Annotated in this window: 20 protein-coding genes; 10 read left to right on the top strand and 10 right to left on the bottom strand. The window is 70.8% G+C overall.

Features of this window, described 5'->3' with window-relative positions:
- Positions 1-53 precede the first annotated feature (53 nt).
- The gene (locus ACFWEE_RS24305; protein WP_386892084.1) at positions 54-389 is read left to right on the top strand and encodes a YnfA family protein; all 336 of its coding nucleotides are present in this window, start codon (positions 54-56) and stop codon (positions 387-389) included.
- A gap of 61 nt (positions 390-450) precedes the next feature.
- Here ACFWEE_RS24305 and ACFWEE_RS24300 read toward each other — a convergent pair whose 3' ends face one another.
- Positions 451-804 carry a cytidine deaminase gene (locus ACFWEE_RS24300; RefSeq protein WP_386892082.1) on the bottom strand — a complete coding sequence of 118 codons (354 nt, stop codon included), beginning with the start codon at positions 802-804 and terminating at the stop codon, positions 451-453.
- A gap of 32 nt (positions 805-836) precedes the next feature.
- Positions 837-1,730 carry a helix-turn-helix transcriptional regulator gene (locus ACFWEE_RS24295; RefSeq protein ID WP_386892080.1) on the bottom strand — a complete coding sequence of 298 codons (894 nt, stop codon included), beginning with the start codon at positions 1,728-1,730 and terminating at the stop codon, positions 837-839.
- A gap of 129 nt (positions 1,731-1,859) precedes the next feature.
- On the opposite strand from ACFWEE_RS24295, the gene ACFWEE_RS24290 reads away from it, so the two are divergent.
- A complete protein-coding gene (locus ACFWEE_RS24290; protein ID WP_386892079.1) occupies positions 1,860-3,290 on the top strand; it encodes an MFS transporter in 1,431 nt (476 codons plus the stop codon).
- A 103-nt stretch (positions 3,291-3,393) separates the two neighbouring features.
- Positions 3,394-3,870 carry a GNAT family N-acetyltransferase gene (locus ACFWEE_RS24285; protein WP_386892077.1) on the top strand — a complete coding sequence of 159 codons (477 nt, stop codon included), beginning with the start codon at positions 3,394-3,396 and terminating at the stop codon, positions 3,868-3,870.
- A 70-nt stretch (positions 3,871-3,940) separates the two neighbouring features.
- Here the strand turns inward: ACFWEE_RS24285 and ACFWEE_RS24280 are convergent, their stop codons facing one another.
- Both ACFWEE_RS24280 and ACFWEE_RS24275 read right to left on the bottom strand, forming a co-directional pair.
- On the bottom strand, positions 3,941-4,495 hold the full coding sequence (locus tag ACFWEE_RS24280) for a GNAT family N-acetyltransferase (protein ID WP_386892075.1): 555 nt from the start codon (positions 4,493-4,495) through the stop codon (positions 3,941-3,943).
- A complete protein-coding gene (locus ACFWEE_RS24275; protein WP_386892074.1) occupies positions 4,492-5,745 on the bottom strand; it encodes a helix-turn-helix domain-containing protein in 1,254 nt (417 codons plus the stop codon). Before ACFWEE_RS24275 ends, ACFWEE_RS24280 begins: the two co-directional genes overlap by 4 nt.
- A gap of 299 nt (positions 5,746-6,044) precedes the next feature.
- On the opposite strand from ACFWEE_RS24275, the gene ACFWEE_RS24270 reads away from it, so the two are divergent.
- From ACFWEE_RS24270 to ACFWEE_RS24245, 6 genes are all read left to right on the top strand, one after another.
- A complete protein-coding gene (locus ACFWEE_RS24270) occupies positions 6,045-6,500 on the top strand; it encodes an ATP-binding protein (RefSeq protein ID WP_386892072.1) in 456 nt (151 codons plus the stop codon).
- A 38-nt stretch (positions 6,501-6,538) separates the two neighbouring features.
- On the top strand, positions 6,539-7,030 hold the full coding sequence (locus ACFWEE_RS24265; RefSeq protein ID WP_386892070.1) for a hypothetical protein: 492 nt from the start codon (positions 6,539-6,541) through the stop codon (positions 7,028-7,030).
- Positions 7,031-7,262: 232 nt separating this feature from the next.
- Complete coding sequence (gene tgmA, locus ACFWEE_RS24260) at positions 7,263-7,559, top strand: putative ATP-grasp-modified RiPP (RefSeq protein WP_386892069.1); 297 nt, start codon at positions 7,263-7,265, stop codon at positions 7,557-7,559.
- A complete protein-coding gene (gene tgmB, locus ACFWEE_RS24255; RefSeq protein WP_386892067.1) occupies positions 7,559-8,524 on the top strand; it encodes an ATP-grasp ribosomal peptide maturase in 966 nt (321 codons plus the stop codon). The genes tgmA and tgmB overlap by 1 nt, the downstream gene beginning before the upstream one ends.
- Positions 8,524-9,657, top strand: coding sequence for a methyltransferase domain-containing protein (locus tag ACFWEE_RS24250; protein WP_386892065.1), 1,134 nt, complete (start codon positions 8,524-8,526; stop codon positions 9,655-9,657). Before tgmB ends, ACFWEE_RS24250 begins: the two co-directional genes overlap by 1 nt.
- Positions 9,658-9,709: 52 nt before the next feature.
- Positions 9,710-10,039, top strand: a complete 330-nt coding sequence (locus ACFWEE_RS24245) for a DUF6087 family protein (protein WP_386892063.1) — start codon at positions 9,710-9,712, stop codon at positions 10,037-10,039.
- Positions 10,040-10,197: 158 nt separating this feature from the next.
- Here ACFWEE_RS24245 and ACFWEE_RS24240 read toward each other — a convergent pair whose 3' ends face one another.
- The 5 genes from ACFWEE_RS24240 to ACFWEE_RS24220 all read right to left on the bottom strand — a co-directional run bounded on the left by ACFWEE_RS24240 (position 10,198) and on the right by ACFWEE_RS24220 (position 14,740).
- Positions 10,198-10,551, bottom strand: coding sequence for an MmcQ/YjbR family DNA-binding protein (locus tag ACFWEE_RS24240; protein WP_386892062.1), 354 nt, complete (start codon positions 10,549-10,551; stop codon positions 10,198-10,200).
- A 91-nt stretch (positions 10,552-10,642) separates the two neighbouring features.
- Complete coding sequence (locus tag ACFWEE_RS24235; protein ID WP_386892060.1) at positions 10,643-11,956, bottom strand: hemolysin family protein; 1,314 nt, start codon at positions 11,954-11,956, stop codon at positions 10,643-10,645.
- Positions 11,953-12,450 carry an rRNA maturation RNase YbeY gene (gene ybeY / locus ACFWEE_RS24230; RefSeq protein WP_327175758.1) on the bottom strand — a complete coding sequence of 166 codons (498 nt, stop codon included), beginning with the start codon at positions 12,448-12,450 and terminating at the stop codon, positions 11,953-11,955. The genes ACFWEE_RS24235 and ybeY overlap by 4 nt, the downstream gene beginning before the upstream one ends.
- A 12-nt stretch (positions 12,451-12,462) precedes the next feature.
- Positions 12,463-13,479 (bottom strand): PhoH family protein, encoded by a 1,017-nt coding sequence (locus tag ACFWEE_RS24225; protein ID WP_386892058.1) that lies wholly within the window; start codon positions 13,477-13,479, stop codon positions 12,463-12,465.
- Between the two features lie 148 nt (positions 13,480-13,627).
- The gene (locus ACFWEE_RS24220; RefSeq protein ID WP_386892056.1) at positions 13,628-14,740 is read right to left on the bottom strand and encodes a carbohydrate kinase family protein; all 1,113 of its coding nucleotides are present in this window, start codon (positions 14,738-14,740) and stop codon (positions 13,628-13,630) included.
- Positions 14,741-15,200: 460 nt separating this feature from the next.
- On the opposite strand from ACFWEE_RS24220, the gene ACFWEE_RS24215 reads away from it, so the two are divergent.
- Positions 15,201-16,559: an MFS transporter gene (locus ACFWEE_RS24215; RefSeq protein WP_386892054.1), complete on the top strand. Its 1,359-nt coding sequence runs from the start codon at positions 15,201-15,203 to the stop codon at positions 16,557-16,559.
- Here ACFWEE_RS24215 and ACFWEE_RS24210 read toward each other — a convergent pair.
- Positions 16,523-17,515: an adenosine deaminase gene (locus ACFWEE_RS24210; RefSeq protein WP_386892052.1), complete on the bottom strand. Its 993-nt coding sequence runs from the start codon at positions 17,513-17,515 to the stop codon at positions 16,523-16,525. The two genes, ACFWEE_RS24215 and ACFWEE_RS24210, sit on opposite strands and share 37 nt — an antisense overlap.
- Positions 17,516-17,553: the final 38 nt, after the last annotated feature.

Raw genomic sequence — 17,553 nt, 5'->3', positions numbered from 1 at the left:
GCCCGGGCCCTCGCACGGCCACCCGCGGTGGCGCCCGGGATAGCGTGCCCTTCATGCTCGTCGCCCGCTCCGCAGCCCTCTTCGTCGTCGCCGCCCTCTTCGAGATCGGGGGCGCCTGGCTGATGTGGCAGGGCATCCGCGAGCACCGGGGCTGGGCCTGGATCGGCGCGGGAGTGATCGCCCTCGGGGTGTACGGGGCGGTGGCGACGCTGCAGAGCGACGACAACTTCGGCCGCATCCTCGCCGCTTACGGCGGGGTCTTCGTGGCCGGCTCGATCGCCTGGGGCATGGTCGCGGACGGCTACCGCCCGGACCGCTGGGACATCGCGGGCGCGTTGATCTGCCTCGCCGGCATGGCCGTGATCATGTACGCGCCCCGGGGGCACTGACCCGATCACGGCCGACCCGCCTCACTCGGAAGGCGTCCGGGACGTGGGCGAAGTCACGGTGTCACCCCGCGGTGACCCGCACCCGCACGTTCCCGTCCGGTCCCGCGAGGAACACCGGGGTGTCCGCCCCGCCGAGGTCGCGCACCGCCGCCCGGTCCGCGTCGGAGGGGGCCTCGGCGTCCGAGACCACGGCTGCGGCCTCCAGCGAGGTGGCCCCGCTGGCCACGGCCATCGCGACGGCGGTCTGGAGGGCGCTGAGCCGCAGCGACTCCAGGGCCACCGTGCCCGCCACGTACGTACGTCCCGTCTCGTCCCGTACGGCCGCGCCCTCCGGCACTCCGTTGCGGGCGCGGGCGCTGCGCGCCAGCGTGACGATCTTGCGGTCCTCGGCCCCGAGGTCGGTGCTGTCAGTCATGTGCCGAGCATACGAACCGTGTGGCACGCGCCTCATCCCGGTACCGGGTACATCGCGTCGCGCCGCCCCTCCGGGGAGGCGAGCCACTTGAGCCGTTCCTCGGTGCCGGTGCCGGGCAGCGGGGTGTGCAGCACGATCGCCAGGTCCGGACGGGCGGGCACCCGCAACTGGGTGGACTCCACCTGGAGCGTTCCGGCCGTCGGATGCTCCAGTTCCTTGCGCATCTGCCCGCCGGGTGCGATGTCGCGCTGCTCCCAGAGCGCGGCGAACTCGGGGCTCGCCTCCTTCGCCTCGGCGACGACGGCCTGGAAACCCTCGTCCTCCGGGTTCTCCGAGCAGCCGGCGCGGAACTGCGCGACGACCTGCGGGGCGATCTGCTCCCAGGTCGTCGCGCGGGACCGGTAGACGTCGTCGGTGAAGAAGGAGATCAGGCAGTTCTGCACGATGCCGGGGCGCAGCCCGAGGACGAGGGAGGCGGCGTCGTTGTAGAGGACGACGTTCCAGTACCGGTCCATGATGTGCGCCGGGAACGGCATCCACGCGTCGATGAGCCGCCGCAGCCCGTCGCACATGTCGGCGTCCGCCGGATCGACCTCGGGGGCGGGCGGGTTGAGCCCGGCCAGGACGTACAGGTGGCGGCGCTCCGCGCTGGTGAGCCGCAGGACGCGCGCCACCGAGTCCAGCACCTGCGGGGAGACGGTGATGTCGCGCCCCTGCTCCAGCCACTGGTACCAGGAGACCCCGACACCCGCGAGGACGGCGACCTCCTCCCGGCGCAGCCCCGGGGTGCGACGGCGCGCACCGCCGTCGGGGAGCCCGGCGAGGGCCGGGGTGACCCGCGCCCGGCGGCTCATCAGGAACTCCCGCAGCTCGGCGAGCCGGTGGGCCTTGGTGCTGTCCGTCGTCGAGCGGGCCGGTGTCGCCACGTCACTCCCCCTGGGTCTGCGCACGGTGCCGACCGGGCGGGCGCCGCCTGGTCATCGCCAACTGGTGGTCGTACCAACAGGATAAGGAGCGTCTCCCCACCCCCGTCGCGTGCGACCGAAGGTTGGGACATGGCGATCGAATCCCCTCCCGAGGCCACCGGCACCCCCGGTCCCGCCGCCCCCTCCCTCCCGCACACGACCCGTCCCGCCCGGCTCTCCGGCCGGTCCCGGCTGATCCTCATGGTCCTCTGCGCCGCCCAGTTCATGGTGGCGCTCGACTTCTCCGTACTGAACGTGGCGCTGCCCGCGCTCGGTACCGACCTCGGGCTGAGCACCGCCCAGCTCCAGTGGGCCGTCACCGCCTTCGCCCTCCCCTCCGGCGGATTCCTGCTGCTCTTCGGGCGGGTCGGCGACCTCTACGGGCGGCGCCGGCTCTTCCTCGCCGGTCTGGTCGTGTTCGGCGCGGCCTCGCTGCTGGCCACGCTCGCCTGGAACCCGGCGGCCTTCCTCGCCGGACGCGCCCTGCAGGGCCTCGGCGCCGCCGCGATCGTACCCACCGGGATGTCGCTGCTGACCACCACGTTCAAGGAGGGCCCTGAGCGCGACCGGGCGCTGGGCATCAGCGGCACGCTGCTCTCCCTCGGCTTCACCGTGGGCATGGTGGCGGGCGGCGTCCTCACCGACACGCTGGGCTGGCGCTCCACCATGGGCCTGCTGGCGCTCGCCTCGGCGGGCGTCCTGACCCTGGCCCCGAAGGCGCTGGCGGAGTCCCGTACCCCGCAGCGGCCCCGGCTGGACGTACCGGGCGCGGTCACCGTCACGGGCGGGCTGCTGGCCCTGATCTACGCCCTGTCGACCGCCGCCCAGGACGGCTTCGGGCACACCGACGTCCTGGTCGCGCTGGTCCTCGGGGTGGCGCTGCTGGTGACGTTCGCGGTGGTGGAGTCGCGGGCCGCCGAACCGCTGGTCTCGCTGCCGATGCTGCGCCGCCGGACCGTGGCGTTCGGCAACCTCGGCGGGCTGCTGACCTTCGCGCTGATGTCCACCGTGGTCTTCGTGCTGACGCTCTACCTCCAGGACGTCCTGGGCCTGTCGGCCTTCGCCACCGGGCTGGTCTTCGGGGTGCAGGGCCTGCTGTCGGCGGTGGCCGGTACGTACGCCCCCCGGGTCATCGGCCGCTTCGGCGCCCGCCGCACCCTGGTCGGCTCGCTGCTCGGCCAAGGCGCCTTCGTCGCCCTGCTGCTGGCCCTGGGCGCGCACAGCGGGGTGCTGGTCGCCACGGTCGGCGTCTCGCTGGCGAGCATGTGCCACCTGGGCGCCATCGTGAGCTACGGCCTCGCGGTGACCTCCGGCGTCCCCGACGCCGAACAGGGCCTGGCCACCGGCCTGGTCACCACCACCCAACAGGTCGGCCTGACCCTCGGCATCCCTCTGCTGGGCGTCCTCGCCACCACGCAGGGCGAACTGTTCACGGGCGTCCGCACCGTCATGGCGCTCGACGCGGCGCTGCTGCTGGTCGGCGCGGTGGTCGTGGCGGCGGGGCTGCGGCGGCGGGGGTGAGGTGGGGCGGGGCCGGCCCACCCACCTCGGATGAACGGCCCCTGACCAGGCCATCGGTCAGGGGCCGTCGGGGTGTCAGTGCCACCTGGCAGACTCCGCCGGTATGAGCGATCAGGTGAGTCTGAGAGAGGTCGAACTCGGAGATCTGGAAGTGTTCCTGGCTCAGGAGCACGATCCCGAGTCCGCACGGCGGTCGAAGTTCCCACCCCGGGAACGGGATGCCTTCATGACCCACTGGAAGACGAAGGTTCTCGGCGATCCCACCGTCTTCGTGCAGGCCATCACCGTCGACGGAGAACTGGCGGGCAACGCGGTGGCCTGGTGGCACGAGGAGCGGCGCTTCATCGGGTACTGGCTCGGCAGGGCGTACTGGGGCCGGGGTATCGGCACCCGGGCGCTGGCCCTGTTCCTGGAACGGGAACCCGCCCGCCCCCTGTACGCCGATCCCTACGCCGGGAACACCGGCTCGGTGCGCCTCCTGGAGAAGCACGGATTCCGGCGCACCGGGACCGTCCGGTACGGCGAGAACGAGCACATCATGCTGGTGCTGGACGGGGGCCCCGAGCAGGCCGGGTCGTAGCTTCCGGGCCGGCTCCGGCGGGGCCGGTACCGTGCCTTCGGCCCACGGCCGGACGTTGCCGCGTACAGGGCTACCGCTGGCGTACGGGCCTGGTCATGGAGGCAAACACAGGGGAGTCGGAGAACGGCTGCTGGTCGCCGACCTTCCGGTAACCCCAGGCTTCGTACCTGGCGAGGACGGCGCCGTTCCCAGCCGCCGGGTTGACGAGGAGAGTGACGCGCTCTTCCTTGCGCTGAGCAAGCCATGCCTCGTGAATCTGCCAGGCAACGCCGCGCCCTCGCCAAGGCTTGCGCACCACGATCTCGTTCAGGGCAACGGTACGGGTGCCGTCCTCTTCTGCGTATCCGTCCGGCAAAGGTGTGGTCATCGCGGCCCACCAGCGGGTGTCAGGGCCGAGTGGCACACCGAACGCGAACCCGACAGGCCTGCCGTCCTCGTAGCCGACGGTTGCGGCCCAGCCCGGCCGTGACGCGTAGCTGCTCAGCCGTTCGTCAAATCGCGCGACGTCGTAAAATGGCCCGGTGAGTCCGAAGTCGTGGTGCCGGACCTCGACATGGATGTCCAGGAGGGCCTGCCGGATCTCGGGGAGCCGGTCTGCGGCGTAGTGGTGGATCTCGACGGTCACAGGAGGCCCTTTCTTCTGCCGTACTGCTCTTTCCAGGATTCCGTTGCCTGAGCCCGGGGGGCACGGCCGGCCAGCTCGCGGCTGAACGTGCCGAGCAGTCTTTCGATGCGCCCGGTCAGTGAATCACTCACGGGATCTTGCAGTACAGAGGTGGCAGTCGAACAGGCCAGCTCCACATCGCCCTGGCGAAGTTGGGAAAGCGCCAGGTGCGTGGAGTAGAACCACCGGTTCCTGACGTAGGCGGGACGCAATTCACCCAGGGTTCGATGGAAATGAGCTTCGGCCTCGTCGTGGCGGCCAAGCCGGGACATGGCGAGCCCTGACAGGCCGCTCAACTCGGACTGATCGTAGAAGGCCATCCACGTGGGCCGCAGCTCGCTCTTGTCCGCTCGGAGGAAGGCGTCGACGGCGCTGTCCAGACTGCGCCTTGCCGAACGCTCGTCGCCCGCTTCCGCCTGAACTCCTGCGAGCCGCGCTGCCGCGAGCGATCGGGCGAGCGGGTCCCTCCGGCAGGTGGAGGATGCCCGTCCGGCTTCCGCTGCGGCCAGAGCGTCGTGTGGGCTCTTCTTCTGAGTCGAGAGCACCGCTGCGTGTCCCCAGAGCCGCAGCTGGATGTCCGCGTTGCCCGAGAGACCGGCCAGCCGCATGGCCCGTTCGAAGTGGCCCTCCGCCCGGTCGGGCTGGTAAGCGTCGAGGGCTGCCCACATGGCGGTGCCGGTGAACGCCGCAGCGAGGTAGTACAGCCGCTGGCGGACACGCTGGCTGGCGGAGCCGACCGCTTGCAACTCCATGGCGTGGTGGGCGAAGGCTACAGCTCTGGTCTCAAGGCTGACCGTGCCGCCGTGAGAGTTGTCGGCGGCCACGAGCCCCGCGAACGCGGCATCGAGGCGGTCCACATCAGCCATGCCGATGCGGGGGCCCGGAGTGGGCGGAAGGGCAGCTGCGGCGGCGATCCCCGCTGCCGCGCCGGCGAAGGTGCGTCGCAGCACGCTTTCCTCCGATGGGGTAGGGCTGGGCTGGTCAAACCCTAAGTCCTTGATCGAGCAGTCGAAGACGTGCTCCAGGGCGACCCGGGTGCGACCGATCGGGCGGCGCGTACGGCCGTGGAGCAGGTTCCAGATCGTACGAACAGACACGTTCCCGGTGCTGCCCGTGATCTGCCGCAGCGCGACATTCATCTCCTCGGCCAACTGTTCCTGCGTGTAGCCGAGTTCGATCATCTTCTGCGCGAGCGCCCGGTTGGGGGTCATGCGGCCGACCGTACCGCGTCGCCGTTCGTTATGTCGCAAATCTGAAAGGTAAAGATTTCCGGTTCTCTGCACCAAGTCCGCGCAGCACTCTTCGTGTTGAACCTCCGACGGGAGTCGTTGAATGAAGCGGAAGCACCTCCTGACCCCTTATCCGGCCGCACCGGGAAAGGCACCGTATGAGCCGGTTCCGAAGCACGTCCTGTAGTGCTACTGCCTCCCGCGAAGGAGCACCGCACCCTCGCGGCGCGACCAGCCTGGGCATGGCGACATCTTCACCGTTCTCCTTCCGGCACCGATACGTGGCTGTTGTCCCTCGGGACACCTGGCTGGTGCGCGAGCAGCGTCACTTGGTCGCGGAGCGTCTGACGCAGTGGGGCATCGGCGGCAGCAGTTCGGCCGACGCCGTCCTGATCGTGAGCGAACTCCTGTCCAACGCGATGCTGTACGGGCAGTCGAACGAGATCAGCATGTCCATCTCGTCCTCACCGTGGGAGACCCGCATCGAAGTCGACGACCGCACGCCGGGCACGTGGCCGGCGCGAGCCTGCGCGACGGATGAGGACGAGAACGGGCGGGGACTCCTCCTCGTGAAGGCGCTGAGCGACGCGTGGGGCATCAGCGAGAACGGGGCCGTCGTCTGGTGCACCGTCTCCACGGGTGCCGTCTTCGTGCCCGTACCGAGCGCCGCGCGCTCGCCGCGCCCAACCACTTCCGCAGCGGACCTCACCGGCCCACTCGACGGCAGGACGCCATGAGCCAGCCCCCATCCCGGACATTGCCTCCGGCTTGCCGTATGCGTGGCCTCGCCTGGATACCGAACGAGCACGGCGACGTCCTGACCGTGCTGGTGAACGCCAGGAGGAGGGACGGGTACCACCTGCTTCCGGGCGGCCCGGTCGACGACTACGAGTCGAGCCTCATCTCGATGGCCTACAACGTCCGGCACCAGACGGGTATCGAGCCGTTGCCGCTCGGGCTCCTCGGAACCGACTGGGTGCCGCGCCTCCCGGTCGAGCTGGGGGTTGAGGCCATGGGCCAGGACTTCGTCTACCTCTGTGCACCGGTCAGCAGCGACACCGACATCGCTCCGCCTCGGGCACCGGAGGGCGGCGAGTTGGAGGTGTCGGGGTACGCGTGGCTCAACCCCGAGACGGCCCGCACCTGCATGAGCCCGAACCAGTACCGCCGGTTCCGCTGGATGTGGAGCGCGTGGAGGAGCAGCTCCATCGTCGTGCTCCAGGGCGGGCGTCCGGCACTCGGTGAACCCAGTGGGGCGAGGCTCTGATCCCCCACTCCGACACGGAGCCTGGTACGCCCCCGGCCCCTGAGCCGCCCGCAGTCGGCCGCCCTCGGGCCTGACCCCGGCCAGGCCGTCGACGTTCAGCCTGCCCATCACCCAGCCGCACTGACGACCCCAGACTCCCTGGCGCGGGGTCACCTTCAACCCGTCTTCTCCGCGACAGTCCCGCGCCCGGGCTGCACCACCCCGAACGGCTACCCGATACAGGAGGAAACCAGTGACGAATACGTTGCTCCGTGAGGCGTTCCCCCTCACCCCGCCGGGGGGACGCACCCCCTTCAGCGCCGAGGCACCGTCCGCGCCGGAGACCCGGCCGTGGGCCCTACGCTTCGCCCGCACCCCGGACTCCACCGGAGCAGTCGCTCTGCCGGCGCACGTCTACGACACGGACCGGCAGGTCAACGTGTCGTACGACGGGGGTGTGCTGACCGCCATGGCGAACACGCACACGGCGACGATCCCGGACGGCGACATCAAGAACCCGCCGCCGCTGGACGAAGGACCGAAGGACTGATGGCCGCGCCCGTCCTGATCGTTGCAGCCTCCGACGACTGGCCGACGGACAAAGTCGTCATGGAGCTGGACCGCCGCGGCGTCGAGGTGTTCCGCATGGACACCTCCGATTTCCCGCAGCACCTCGCCCTGTCCGGAAGGATCGGCCAGGAGCGGGGCTGGACGGGCGAACTCGCCACCGAGCATCGGATGGTGGAGATGTCCCGGGTCGGCGCGGTGTACTACCGCGCCCCCGGGGCGTTCCAGTTCCCTGTGGGGATGTCCGGCCCGGAGGAGAGATTCGCCGCATCACAGGCCCGCGCCGGTCTCGGAGGTGTGCTGTCGGCGCTGGAGTGCCGTTGGGTGAACTATCCGGCGGCCATGGCGCGCGCCGAGTACAAGCCGGTGCAACTCGCCGCCGCACGTGCGAGCGGACTCAGTATCCCGGCCACCCTCATCACGAACCGCGCGGAGGACGTGCGGACCTTCGCCAAGGAGATTGGCCGGCCCATCGTGTGCAAGCCCGTCGCCTCGCCAGTCCTGATCGAGGGCGGCCAGCTCAAGTCGGTCTACACGCGACGTGTAGAAGATGCCGACCTGGCCGACCTACGGGGCATCAACACGACAGCGCACCTCTTCCAGTCCTGGATCGACAAGGACCACGAAGTGCGGCTCACCATGGTCGGCGGCCGTGCCTTCGCCGCCGCCATCCACGCCGGCAGCGCCGCCGCGCACGAGGACTGGCGCAGCGACTACGGGTCATTGACCTACACCACCACTACGGTGCCCGAGGACGTCGCGCAGGGGATGCGACGGCTGATGGCTCGCCTGCAACTTCGCTACGGCGCCGCAGACTTCGTGGTGGGTCCGGACGGCCGATGGACGTTCCTGGAGGTCAACCCGTGCGGTCAGTGGGACTGGATTCAAGGCCACACGGGTCTCCCCATCGTCGAGGCCATCGTTGACGACCTGACAGGAGGATCGTGATGCATTGGAAACCGCACGCTGCGGCTCTCGCGGCCGAGGTTGCCCATCCGGGCTCGGACTGGTGGCTGCCCGTAGCAAGTACGCCGCGACACCAGTTCGTGGAGCGGTGGTTCACCGCCGGGCCGGGCGGTTGGACCGCCGTGGACGGTTCGGACGACGAAGAGGCATGGGCGGCGGCCTCGTACTCGGACACGACCCTGGTCACGCAGATCGGGCCCGTGCACGCCGACCACACCCAGACCGGTCTGACTGTCACCGGGCATCCCACATCGTCTTCCACCCATCCGAGTCTCGTCGTCACCATGCTTCGGCACGGCCGGCTCATCCCCGGGGTCCGATTTCTGGACCTCGCCACCGGTTCCGGGTACAGCGCAGCCCTGGCCTGCCAACGGCTTGGCGATCAGCTCGTCACCACCCTGGACGTCGACCCGTACCTCACCCTTGCCGCTGGTGACCGCCTCCACCGCGCGGGCCTCCACCCGCAGGTGGTGAGGGCGGACGCCACCACTGCGGCGCTACCGGGAGAGTTCGACCGGATCGTGTCCATGGTGTCCGTGCCGCGCGTCCCCGCAGAGTGGTTGACGGCTCTCGCACCCAGCGGGCGACTCGTGACGACGATCGCCGGCACGGGCCTGATCGTCACCGCTGACAGGAATCGGGACGGTTCGGCGTCGGGGCGCGTCGAATGGGACCGGGCGGCGTTCATGAAGGCCCGCAGCGGGACCGACTACCCGCCCGCGCTCGACGATCTGTTCATCACGGCCAGTACGGAGCACGGAGATGTTGCCGTGTCCCCGCTCCCCGTGCTCGACGTCGTGCAGGCATGGGAGGTGTGGTCGATGCTCACTCTGACCACGCCCGGCATCGAGCACCGCACCGGAACGGCGGAGGACGGCAGTCGCATGACGTGGATGCTCCACCCCGACGGTTCCTGGGCACGCGCGCGTACGGCGAAGGGAGAGCGCACCGCCACCGTTCACCAGGGTGGCCCTCGACGCCTGTACGACCTGCTGGACAGCATCCGGTGGCGGTGGATCGAGCAAGGCGAACTCCCGGTCTACGGAGCGAAGGTCACCATCACCCCTGACGGCGAGACCACGTTCACTCGCGGGGGGTGGGGCATCACTCTGTGACCCGGCGCCATGTCCGGCAGACTGGATCGGACCGACGAGGAGGAGGTTCCCGGTGGACGACGAACCCTTGGAGGAGTGGGCCGATCGGCGAGAACGGCGAAGGCCCGAGGTCGGTGAGCGGCGGACGGTTCCGCTCGGAAACGACGTAGGGCGCGGGGCGCACGTCGATCCTGACACACCACGCGCTGTTCAAGTGTGGGACGGGCATCAGTGGGTTCCGGAAGGTGTCGCCGAGGACTACTCCGCCACAGGCCGGGAGACCGCCGAGGACATCTCATCCCGGGCAGAGCGGGTTGATCTTCCGACGTTCGGGAGGCTCCCTACGGCGCCGGAACCGTACCGGCCGACGATCCCGTTCTACCGACCGGACCGTCGTTCGTGATGTCCGCGCCCGAACTCACGAGTGGTACCCCGGACCGGTTCCGCTCCGGGGTACCACTCGTGATCATGGCTACGAGCGCACAAGTTGGGCAAGGCGCGGCTGAGAACGGCTCGGCGCCCCCGGTACGTTCACCGGGGGCGCCGAGGACCACCCCACACTCAAGCCCGGTCCAGCCGGAGCCTCTCCGCCCGGGGCAGCCCCGCCACCACCAGGTCGTAACTGTCCTCGACCAGCTCGCGGACCAGTTTGGCGGGGAGGTCGCCGACCGTGACGGTGTTCCAGTGGCGCTTGTTCATGTGCCAGCCGGGGACGATCGCCGGGTACTCCTCGCGCAGGCGCACCGCTTCGTCCGGGTCGCACTTGAGGTTGACGGTGAGCGGGCGGGCGTCCAGGGTGCTGAGCGCGAACATCTTGCCGAGCACCTTGAAGACCGAGGTCTCCGGCGTGAAGGGGAACTCCTCCACGGCCTCGTTGAAGTCCAGGCAGAAGGCCCGCAGTTGTGCGCCGTTCATTCCGACTCCCTTTCCCCTGCTCCGACGTGGACCACTCCGATTCCGGACACCCCGGCCCCGGACACTCCGGCCCCGGACAGCCCGGCCCCGGTCACTCCGCCTTCGCCTCCCCCTCCGGCTCCGCCTCCGACCCCTCGGCCTCCGGCTCCACCAGCACCGTGACGATCTTGTTGCGGCGCCCCGCCGTGGCCTCCGCCGTCAGCCGCAGCTCGCGGCCGTCCGGGAGGCTGATGACCGCCGTCGCTCCGGCGATCGGGACGCGGCCCAGCGCCTTGGCGAGGAGGCCGCCGACCGTCTCGACGTCCTCGTCGTCGTACGCGTCGAAGCCGAAGAGCCGGCCGAGGTCGCCGATGTCGAGGCGGGCGGTCACCCGGTAGCAGCCGTTCTCCAGCTCCTGGACGGGCGGCAGCTCACGGTCGTACTCGTCGGTGATCTCGCCGACGATCTCCTCCAGGATGTCCTCGATGGTCACGATGCCGGCCGTGCCGCCGTACTCGTCGATGACGACGGCGACGTGGTTGCGGTCCTGCTGCATCTCGCGCAGCAGGTCACCGGCGTTCTTCGTGTCGGGGACGAACGCGGCGGGCCGCATCGCCGTGGAGACGAGGTCGGCCTCGGAGTCGCGGTTGATGTGGGTCTTGCGGACCAGGTCCTTGAGGTAGACGATCCCGACGATGTCGTCCTCGTTCTCCCCGGTGACCGGGATCCGGGAGAACCCGGAGCGCAGCGCGAGGGTGGTGGCCTGGCGGATCGTCTTGTACCGCTCGATGACGACCAGGTCGGTGCGGGGCACCATCACCTCGCGGACGAGGGTGTCGCCCAGTTCGAAGACGGAGTGCACCATGCGGCGCTCGTCGTCCTCGATCAGCGACTCGGCCTCCGCGAGGTCGACCAGAGCGCGCAGCTCCGCCTCGCTGGCGAACGGTCCCTTGCGGAACCCCTTGCCGGGGGTGAGGGCGTTGCCGATGAGGATCAGCAGCTGCGGGATCGGGCCCATGATCCTGGCCAGCGGCAGCAGGACGTACGCGGCGGCGGTCGCCGTGTTCAGCGGGTGCTGGCGGCCGATGGTGCGGGGCGAGACGCCGATGGCGACGTAGCTGACGAGGACCATGACCCCCATCGCGACGGCCAGCGCCTCCCAGGTCTCGGAGAGTTCCTGGAGGCAGGCGTACGTGACGAGGACGCCGGCCGCCATCTCGCAGGCGACCCGCACGAGCAGGGCGACGTTGAGGTAGCGGGTCGGGTCGGAGGCGACCTGCGCGAGTTTGTCGCTGCCGCGCCGTCCGGCCCGGACCGCCTCGGCGGCCCGGAAGCTGGACATGCGGGCGATGGCGGTCTCGGCGCAGGCGGCGAGCCAGCCGACGATCACCAGCAGGACGGCTCCGGCGACGAGGGGAAAGCTCACGAGACCGTGGGAGCCGGGGAGGGTCCGGTCAGCCCGCGCTCGCCCCGCCAGCCGTCCACGATGGCGGCCTGGAGGCCGAACATCTCGGCCTTCTCGTCGGGCTCCTCGTGGTCGTACCCGAGCAGGTGCAGCACTCCGTGGACGGTGAGGAGCTGGAGCTCTTCGTCCATGGAGTGCCGCGTCTCGGCCTCTTCACCCTGCCGCTTCGCGACCTCCGGGCAGAGCACGATGTCACCGAGGAGGCCCTGCGGGGGCTCCTCGTCGTCCTTCGACGGCGGACGGAGCTCGTCCATCGGGAAGGACATGACATCGGTCGGGCCGGGGAGGTCCATCCACTGGATGTGGAGCTGCTCCATGGCGTCGGTGTCCACCACGATCACCGAGAGTTCGGACAGCGGGTGGATCCGCATCCGGGCGAGGGCGTAGCGGGCGATGTCGAGGATCGCCTGCTCGTCGACCTCGGTTCCGGACTCGTTGTTGACGTCGATCGACATGGTGCGCTGAAACTACTTCCCGTTGGTACCGGCTCGGTCGTCGTACTTCTCGTACGCGTCGACGATACGGCCGACGAGCTTGTGCCGGACGACATCCTGGGACGTGAGCCGGGAGAAGTGGACGTCCTCGACGCCGTCGAGGATCTCCTGGACCTGCCGGAGACCGCTCTTGGTGCCGTTCGGGAGGTCGACCTGGGTGATGTCACCGGTGATGACGATCTTCGAGTCGAAGCCGAGGCGGGTGAGGAACATCTTCATCTGCTCGGCGCTGGTGTTCTGGGCCTCGTCCAGGATGATAAAAGCATCATTCAGAGTACGGCCGCGCATGTATGCGAGGGGCGCCACCTCGATCGTGCCCGCGGCCATCAGGCGCGGGATCGAGTCGGGGTCGAGCATGTCGTGCAGCGCGTCGTAGAGCGGGCGCAGGTACGGGTCGATCTTGTCGAAGAGCGTGCCGGGCAGGAAGCCGAGCCGCTCCCCCGCCTCGACGGCGGGCCGGGTCAGGATGATGCGGCTGACCTGCTTCGACTGGAGCGCCTGGACCGCCTTCGCCATGGCGAGGTAGGTCTTGCCGGTGCCCGCGGGGCCGATGCCGAAGACGATGGTGTGCTTGTCGATGGCGTCGACGTACCGCTTCTGGTTGAGCGTCTTGGGCCGGATGGTGCGCCCGCGGTTGGAGAGGATGTTCTGCGTGAGCACCTCGGCGGGGGTCTCGCCCCGCGGGTCGCCCTCGCCGTTGCCGGACGCCCTGAGCATGGCGATCGAGCGTTCCACTGCGTCCTCCGTCATCGGCTGCCCGGTGCGGAGCACCAGCACCATCTCGTCGAACAAGCGCTGGATGAGGGCGACGTCGGCGGGGTCGCCCGTAGCGCTTATCTCGTTTCCCCGGACATGGATGTCGGCGGCCGGGAACGCCGTTTCGATCACGCGCAGCAGCGAGTCGCCCGATCCCAGGAGCATCACCATGGGGTGAGCGGCCGGAATCCTGATGTGGGCACGCGCCTGTGGCCGTGTGGGTGACTGAGTCATGGGCCGGCCCTCGGGCCTGCGCATACCTCCTGTTGCGGGGTTCTCGCCGGTCGACAACCTCTGTGTCCAGCCTACGACTCCGCGCCGACAACGCCGAGGGCTTTTGCGCCCCGTTCTCCGGCACGGGGACGGGGCGCACCATGGTGCTTCAGGGCGCCCGGAAGCCGATGGTGGGCACCGCGCGGCGCAGTGGCCAGGGGCGGGCGGCGGCGGGCAGCAGGCGCTCCAGGAAGGCGTACCGCTCCAGGGCGGCCGGGTCCTGGGCCTCGAAGGTGCGTACCTGCTGCCACCAGGCGGCGATCTCGGCCCAGCCGGGGGCGGAGAGCGAGCCGCCGAACTCCTGTACGGAGAGGGCGGCGGTGAGGCCGGCGAAGGCGAGGCGGTCGGCGAGCGGCCAGTCCGCGAGGGTGCCGGTGACGAACCCGGCGACGAAGACGTCCCCGGCGCCGGTGGGGTCGAGGGCCGCCACGTCGATGGCGGGGACCTCGGCGGTGGTGCCGGTGGCCGCGTCCACGGCGTAGGCGCCCTCCGCGCCGAGGGTGACCACGGCGAGCGGTACGTGGTCGGCCAGCGCGTGGGCGGCGGCGCGGGGGGTGTCGCGGCCGGTGTAGCGCATGGCCTCCTCCGCGTTGGGCAGGAAGGCGGCGCAGTGCGCGAGGTCGGGGAGGGCGGCTAGGTCCCAGCGGCCGGTCTCGTCCCAGCCGACGTCGGCGAAGATCTGGGCGCCGTGCCGGGCCGCCGCGGCGACCCAGGGTTCGCTGCGGCCGGGGGTGAGCGAGGCGACGGCCGCGCGGGCGCGGGGCGGGCAGTGCGGGAAGGGGCGGCATTCCGTACCGGGGGCGGCGGCCGGGAGCGGGGCCTCGTGGCCGTGCGAGACCATCGTGCGCTCGCCCTCGTACGCCATGGAGACGGTGACGGGCGAGTGCCAGCCGGGGACGGTGTGCGACATCGACAGGTCGATGCCCTCGCCCTGTTCGAGGGCGTCCCAGCAGTACTCGCCGTAGTGGTCGTCGCCGAAGGCGGCGGCGAGCGAGGTGCGCAGGCCGAGGCGGGCGAGGGCGGTGGCCATGTTGGCGACGCCGCCGGGGCTGGAGCCCATGCCCCGGGCCCAGGACTCCGTACCGCGCACGGGGGCGCTGTCCAGGCCGGTGAAGACGATGTCGAGGAAGACGGTGCCGGTCAGGAAGACGTCGCAGGCCGGGTCCTCGGGGACGCGCAGCCCCACCAGTGGATCGACGGCTGGGCTGCTCTCCGTGCTCATCTCGCGCTCCCCGGGCGTGTGGTGCCGTGTTGACGTGCCGCGCTGACGTGTCGAGTCGTGCCGACGCGGTCCGCGGGCTCTCCGGTGCGCTCCGTCGGCGCTCTGCGCCGACGTGCTCCGCGACCCTGCGGAATCCGGTCAGTCTGCCCGATTCACGGGTGCTTCCGCAGGCCACACACGCCTTCGCACCCCTGCGGTCGACCTGGGCGAACCTCGACCGCTACCCCCATGACACGGCAGCAAACACAGAAGTGGCGCGGATCACATAATCCCGCCTTTCGATCACCTGTGCGTGCTTGATACAAATTGCCCGGCGAACACGATCGGGTACGAAGACCGGGGAACCGCCCTTCTCCCCCCATTTCTCGCGTCACCCTGGTGCTCCCCCACCTCTCTTCACCCGTGCCCCACCTCTCCCCCCACCTCCCTGCCGGCCTCCGGCATGTCTTCAGGAACGCCCATGTCCTCGCGCCCTCGCGCCGCGTGGCCCCTGGTCGCCGTGTTCACCGCCGGTTACCTCGCTGCCTACCTCCTTCCCACCGTCGTCGGGCGGCTCAGCGCCCATCTCGGCCTGACGACCGCTCAGGCCGGCCTCGTCGGCAGCGCCCTGCTGCTGAGTTCGGCCTCCGCCGGTTTCTCGCTGGCGGGCCGGGTCGAGCGGTTCGGGGCCCGCGGTCCCGCGCGGCTCGGGCTTCTCCTCGCGGTCACCGGATACGGCTGCGCCGCGCTGACCACCTCGGTGCCGCTGGTGGTGCTGGGCGCGACGGTCGGCGGCTTCGGCTCCGGCACGGCCACCGCCGTCGCCGCGTCCGGGATCGCGGCGCAGAGCGACCCGCACCGCACCTCCTCGCTCGGGCTGCTCAGCGTCTCCGCGACCGCGGGCGCCCTCTACCTGACGATCCCGCACCTGGGCGGCGGCCACCGGCTGCCCTTCGCCGCCATCGCGCTGGTCGCCCTGCTCGTCTGGCCGGCCACCTCGCGCCTCGCCGCCCCGGTCCCCGCCGCGACCGGCACCCCGGTCACCGGTCGTCTGCCGCACCGGCGTTCGGGTCTTCTGCTGGCGGGCGGGATGCTCGTCTGGTCCATGGCGCAGAACGCGCTCTGGGGCGTCAGCAGCCGGATCGGCGTGGACCAGGTCGGGCTCTCCGAGGTCACCGTCGGCGCGGTGTTCGCCGCCGCGCTGGGCGCCGGGCTGCTCGGCGTCATGGGCGCCGGGGCGCTGGGCTCCCGGCTGGGCCGCGCGGTCCCGATCGGCTGCGGCACGGTCGTCATCGCCGGGAGCATCGTGCTGAGCGCCTCGGCGCGCGGTCTCGGCTCGTTCGCGACCGGCGAGATCCTGTGGAACACCGTCTACCCGGTGGTCCTCTCGTATCTGATCGGCCTGGCCGCCTCACTCGACGTACGGGGCCGCTGGGCGGTGCTCGCCGGGTCCGCCTCCTCGGTGGGGGTGGCCTGCGGGCCGGTGCTCGGCAGCGTGCTCTCCGAGGGCGCCGGGTTCCCCGCCATGGGCCTGATCCTCGGGGCGGCGACCCTGCTGGTGGCGGCCCCGGTCACGGCGGTGGCCCTGCACGCGGGCGGGCGTCCGCTGGTGCCCGGTTCGGTGCGCCGCCGCGGTGGCGCCCCGGCCGCGCTGCTCGCCGCGACGACGGGCGGTCTGCCGGGGGCCGTACCGAAGCTCGGCGCGCCGGAGCAGGCCGTCACGGAACTCGCCGTACCCGCCCTGCGCCGCAGGCGGCTGGGGCGGAGCGCGTTCCGGACGGCCGGTCCGGCGGGCGGGATCGGTCAGTCGAACGCGTACGCCTCGACCTCGGACAGGTAGCGCGCCCTGCGCTCCTCGTCGTCGTCGAGGAAGGCCGCCTCGAAGGAGTTGCGGGCCAGCGTGCGCAGCTGCTCGTGGTCGAGGGCGAGCGCTTCGTGGACCGCGTGGAAGGTGTCTCCGACGTACCCGCCGAAGTAGGCCGGGTCGTCGGAGTTCACCGTGCAGTGCAGCCCGGCCGCCAGCATGGCGGGCAGCGGGTGCTCCTCCAGGACGTCGATGGCGCGCAGCCGGACGTTGGAGAGCGGGCAGAGGGTGAGCGGTACGCGGTCGGCGACGAGCCGGGCGACCAGCTCGGGGTCCTCCATGCAGCGCAGCCCGTGGTCGACGCGCTCGACGCCGAGGACGTCGAGGGCCTCGCGGATGTACTCCGGCGGGCCCTCCTCACCGGCGTGGGCGACCTTGCGCAGGCCGAGCTTCCCGGCCTCCTCGTAGACCTCGCGGAACTTGGCCGGCGGGTGGCCGACCTCCGCGGAGTCGAGGCCGACGGCGGTGATCCGGTGCAGGTACGGCTTGGCGGCCTCCAGCGTCTCCAGGGCCGATGCGGCCGACTGGTCGCGCAGGAAGCAGAGGATGAGCCGGGTGGAGATGCCGTGCGTCTCCTCGCTGCGCTCCAGCGCGCGGCCGAGCCCCTCGATGACGGTGCCGATGGGCACGCCCCGGGCGGTGTGCGCCTGCGGGTCGAAGAAGATCTCCGCGTGCCGGACGCCCTGGGCGGCGGCCCGGGTGAGGTAGGCGTCGGCGAGTTCGGCGAAGTCCTCCTCGGTCCGGAGCACGGCCATCAGCGCGTAGTACAGGTCGAGGAAGCTCTGCAGGTCGTCGAAGAGGTACGCGGTGCGCAGCTCGTCGGTGGTGGCGTAGGGCAGGGTCACCCCGTTGCGCCGGGCCAGCGCGAAGGCCAGCTCGGGTTCGAGGGTCCCTTCGATGTGGAGGTGGAGTTCTGCCTTGGGGAGGTGCACGGTGTCTCGCTCACGAAAGGGGGGTGGTGACGTGAATC

This window comes from Streptomyces sp. NPDC060184, assembly GCF_042728795.1.
Lineage (GTDB): Bacteria > Actinomycetota > Actinomycetes > Streptomycetales > Streptomycetaceae > Streptomyces.
Note: the sequence above shows the minus strand (reverse complement) of the source record. Positions and strands in the feature narration are given on the sequence as shown.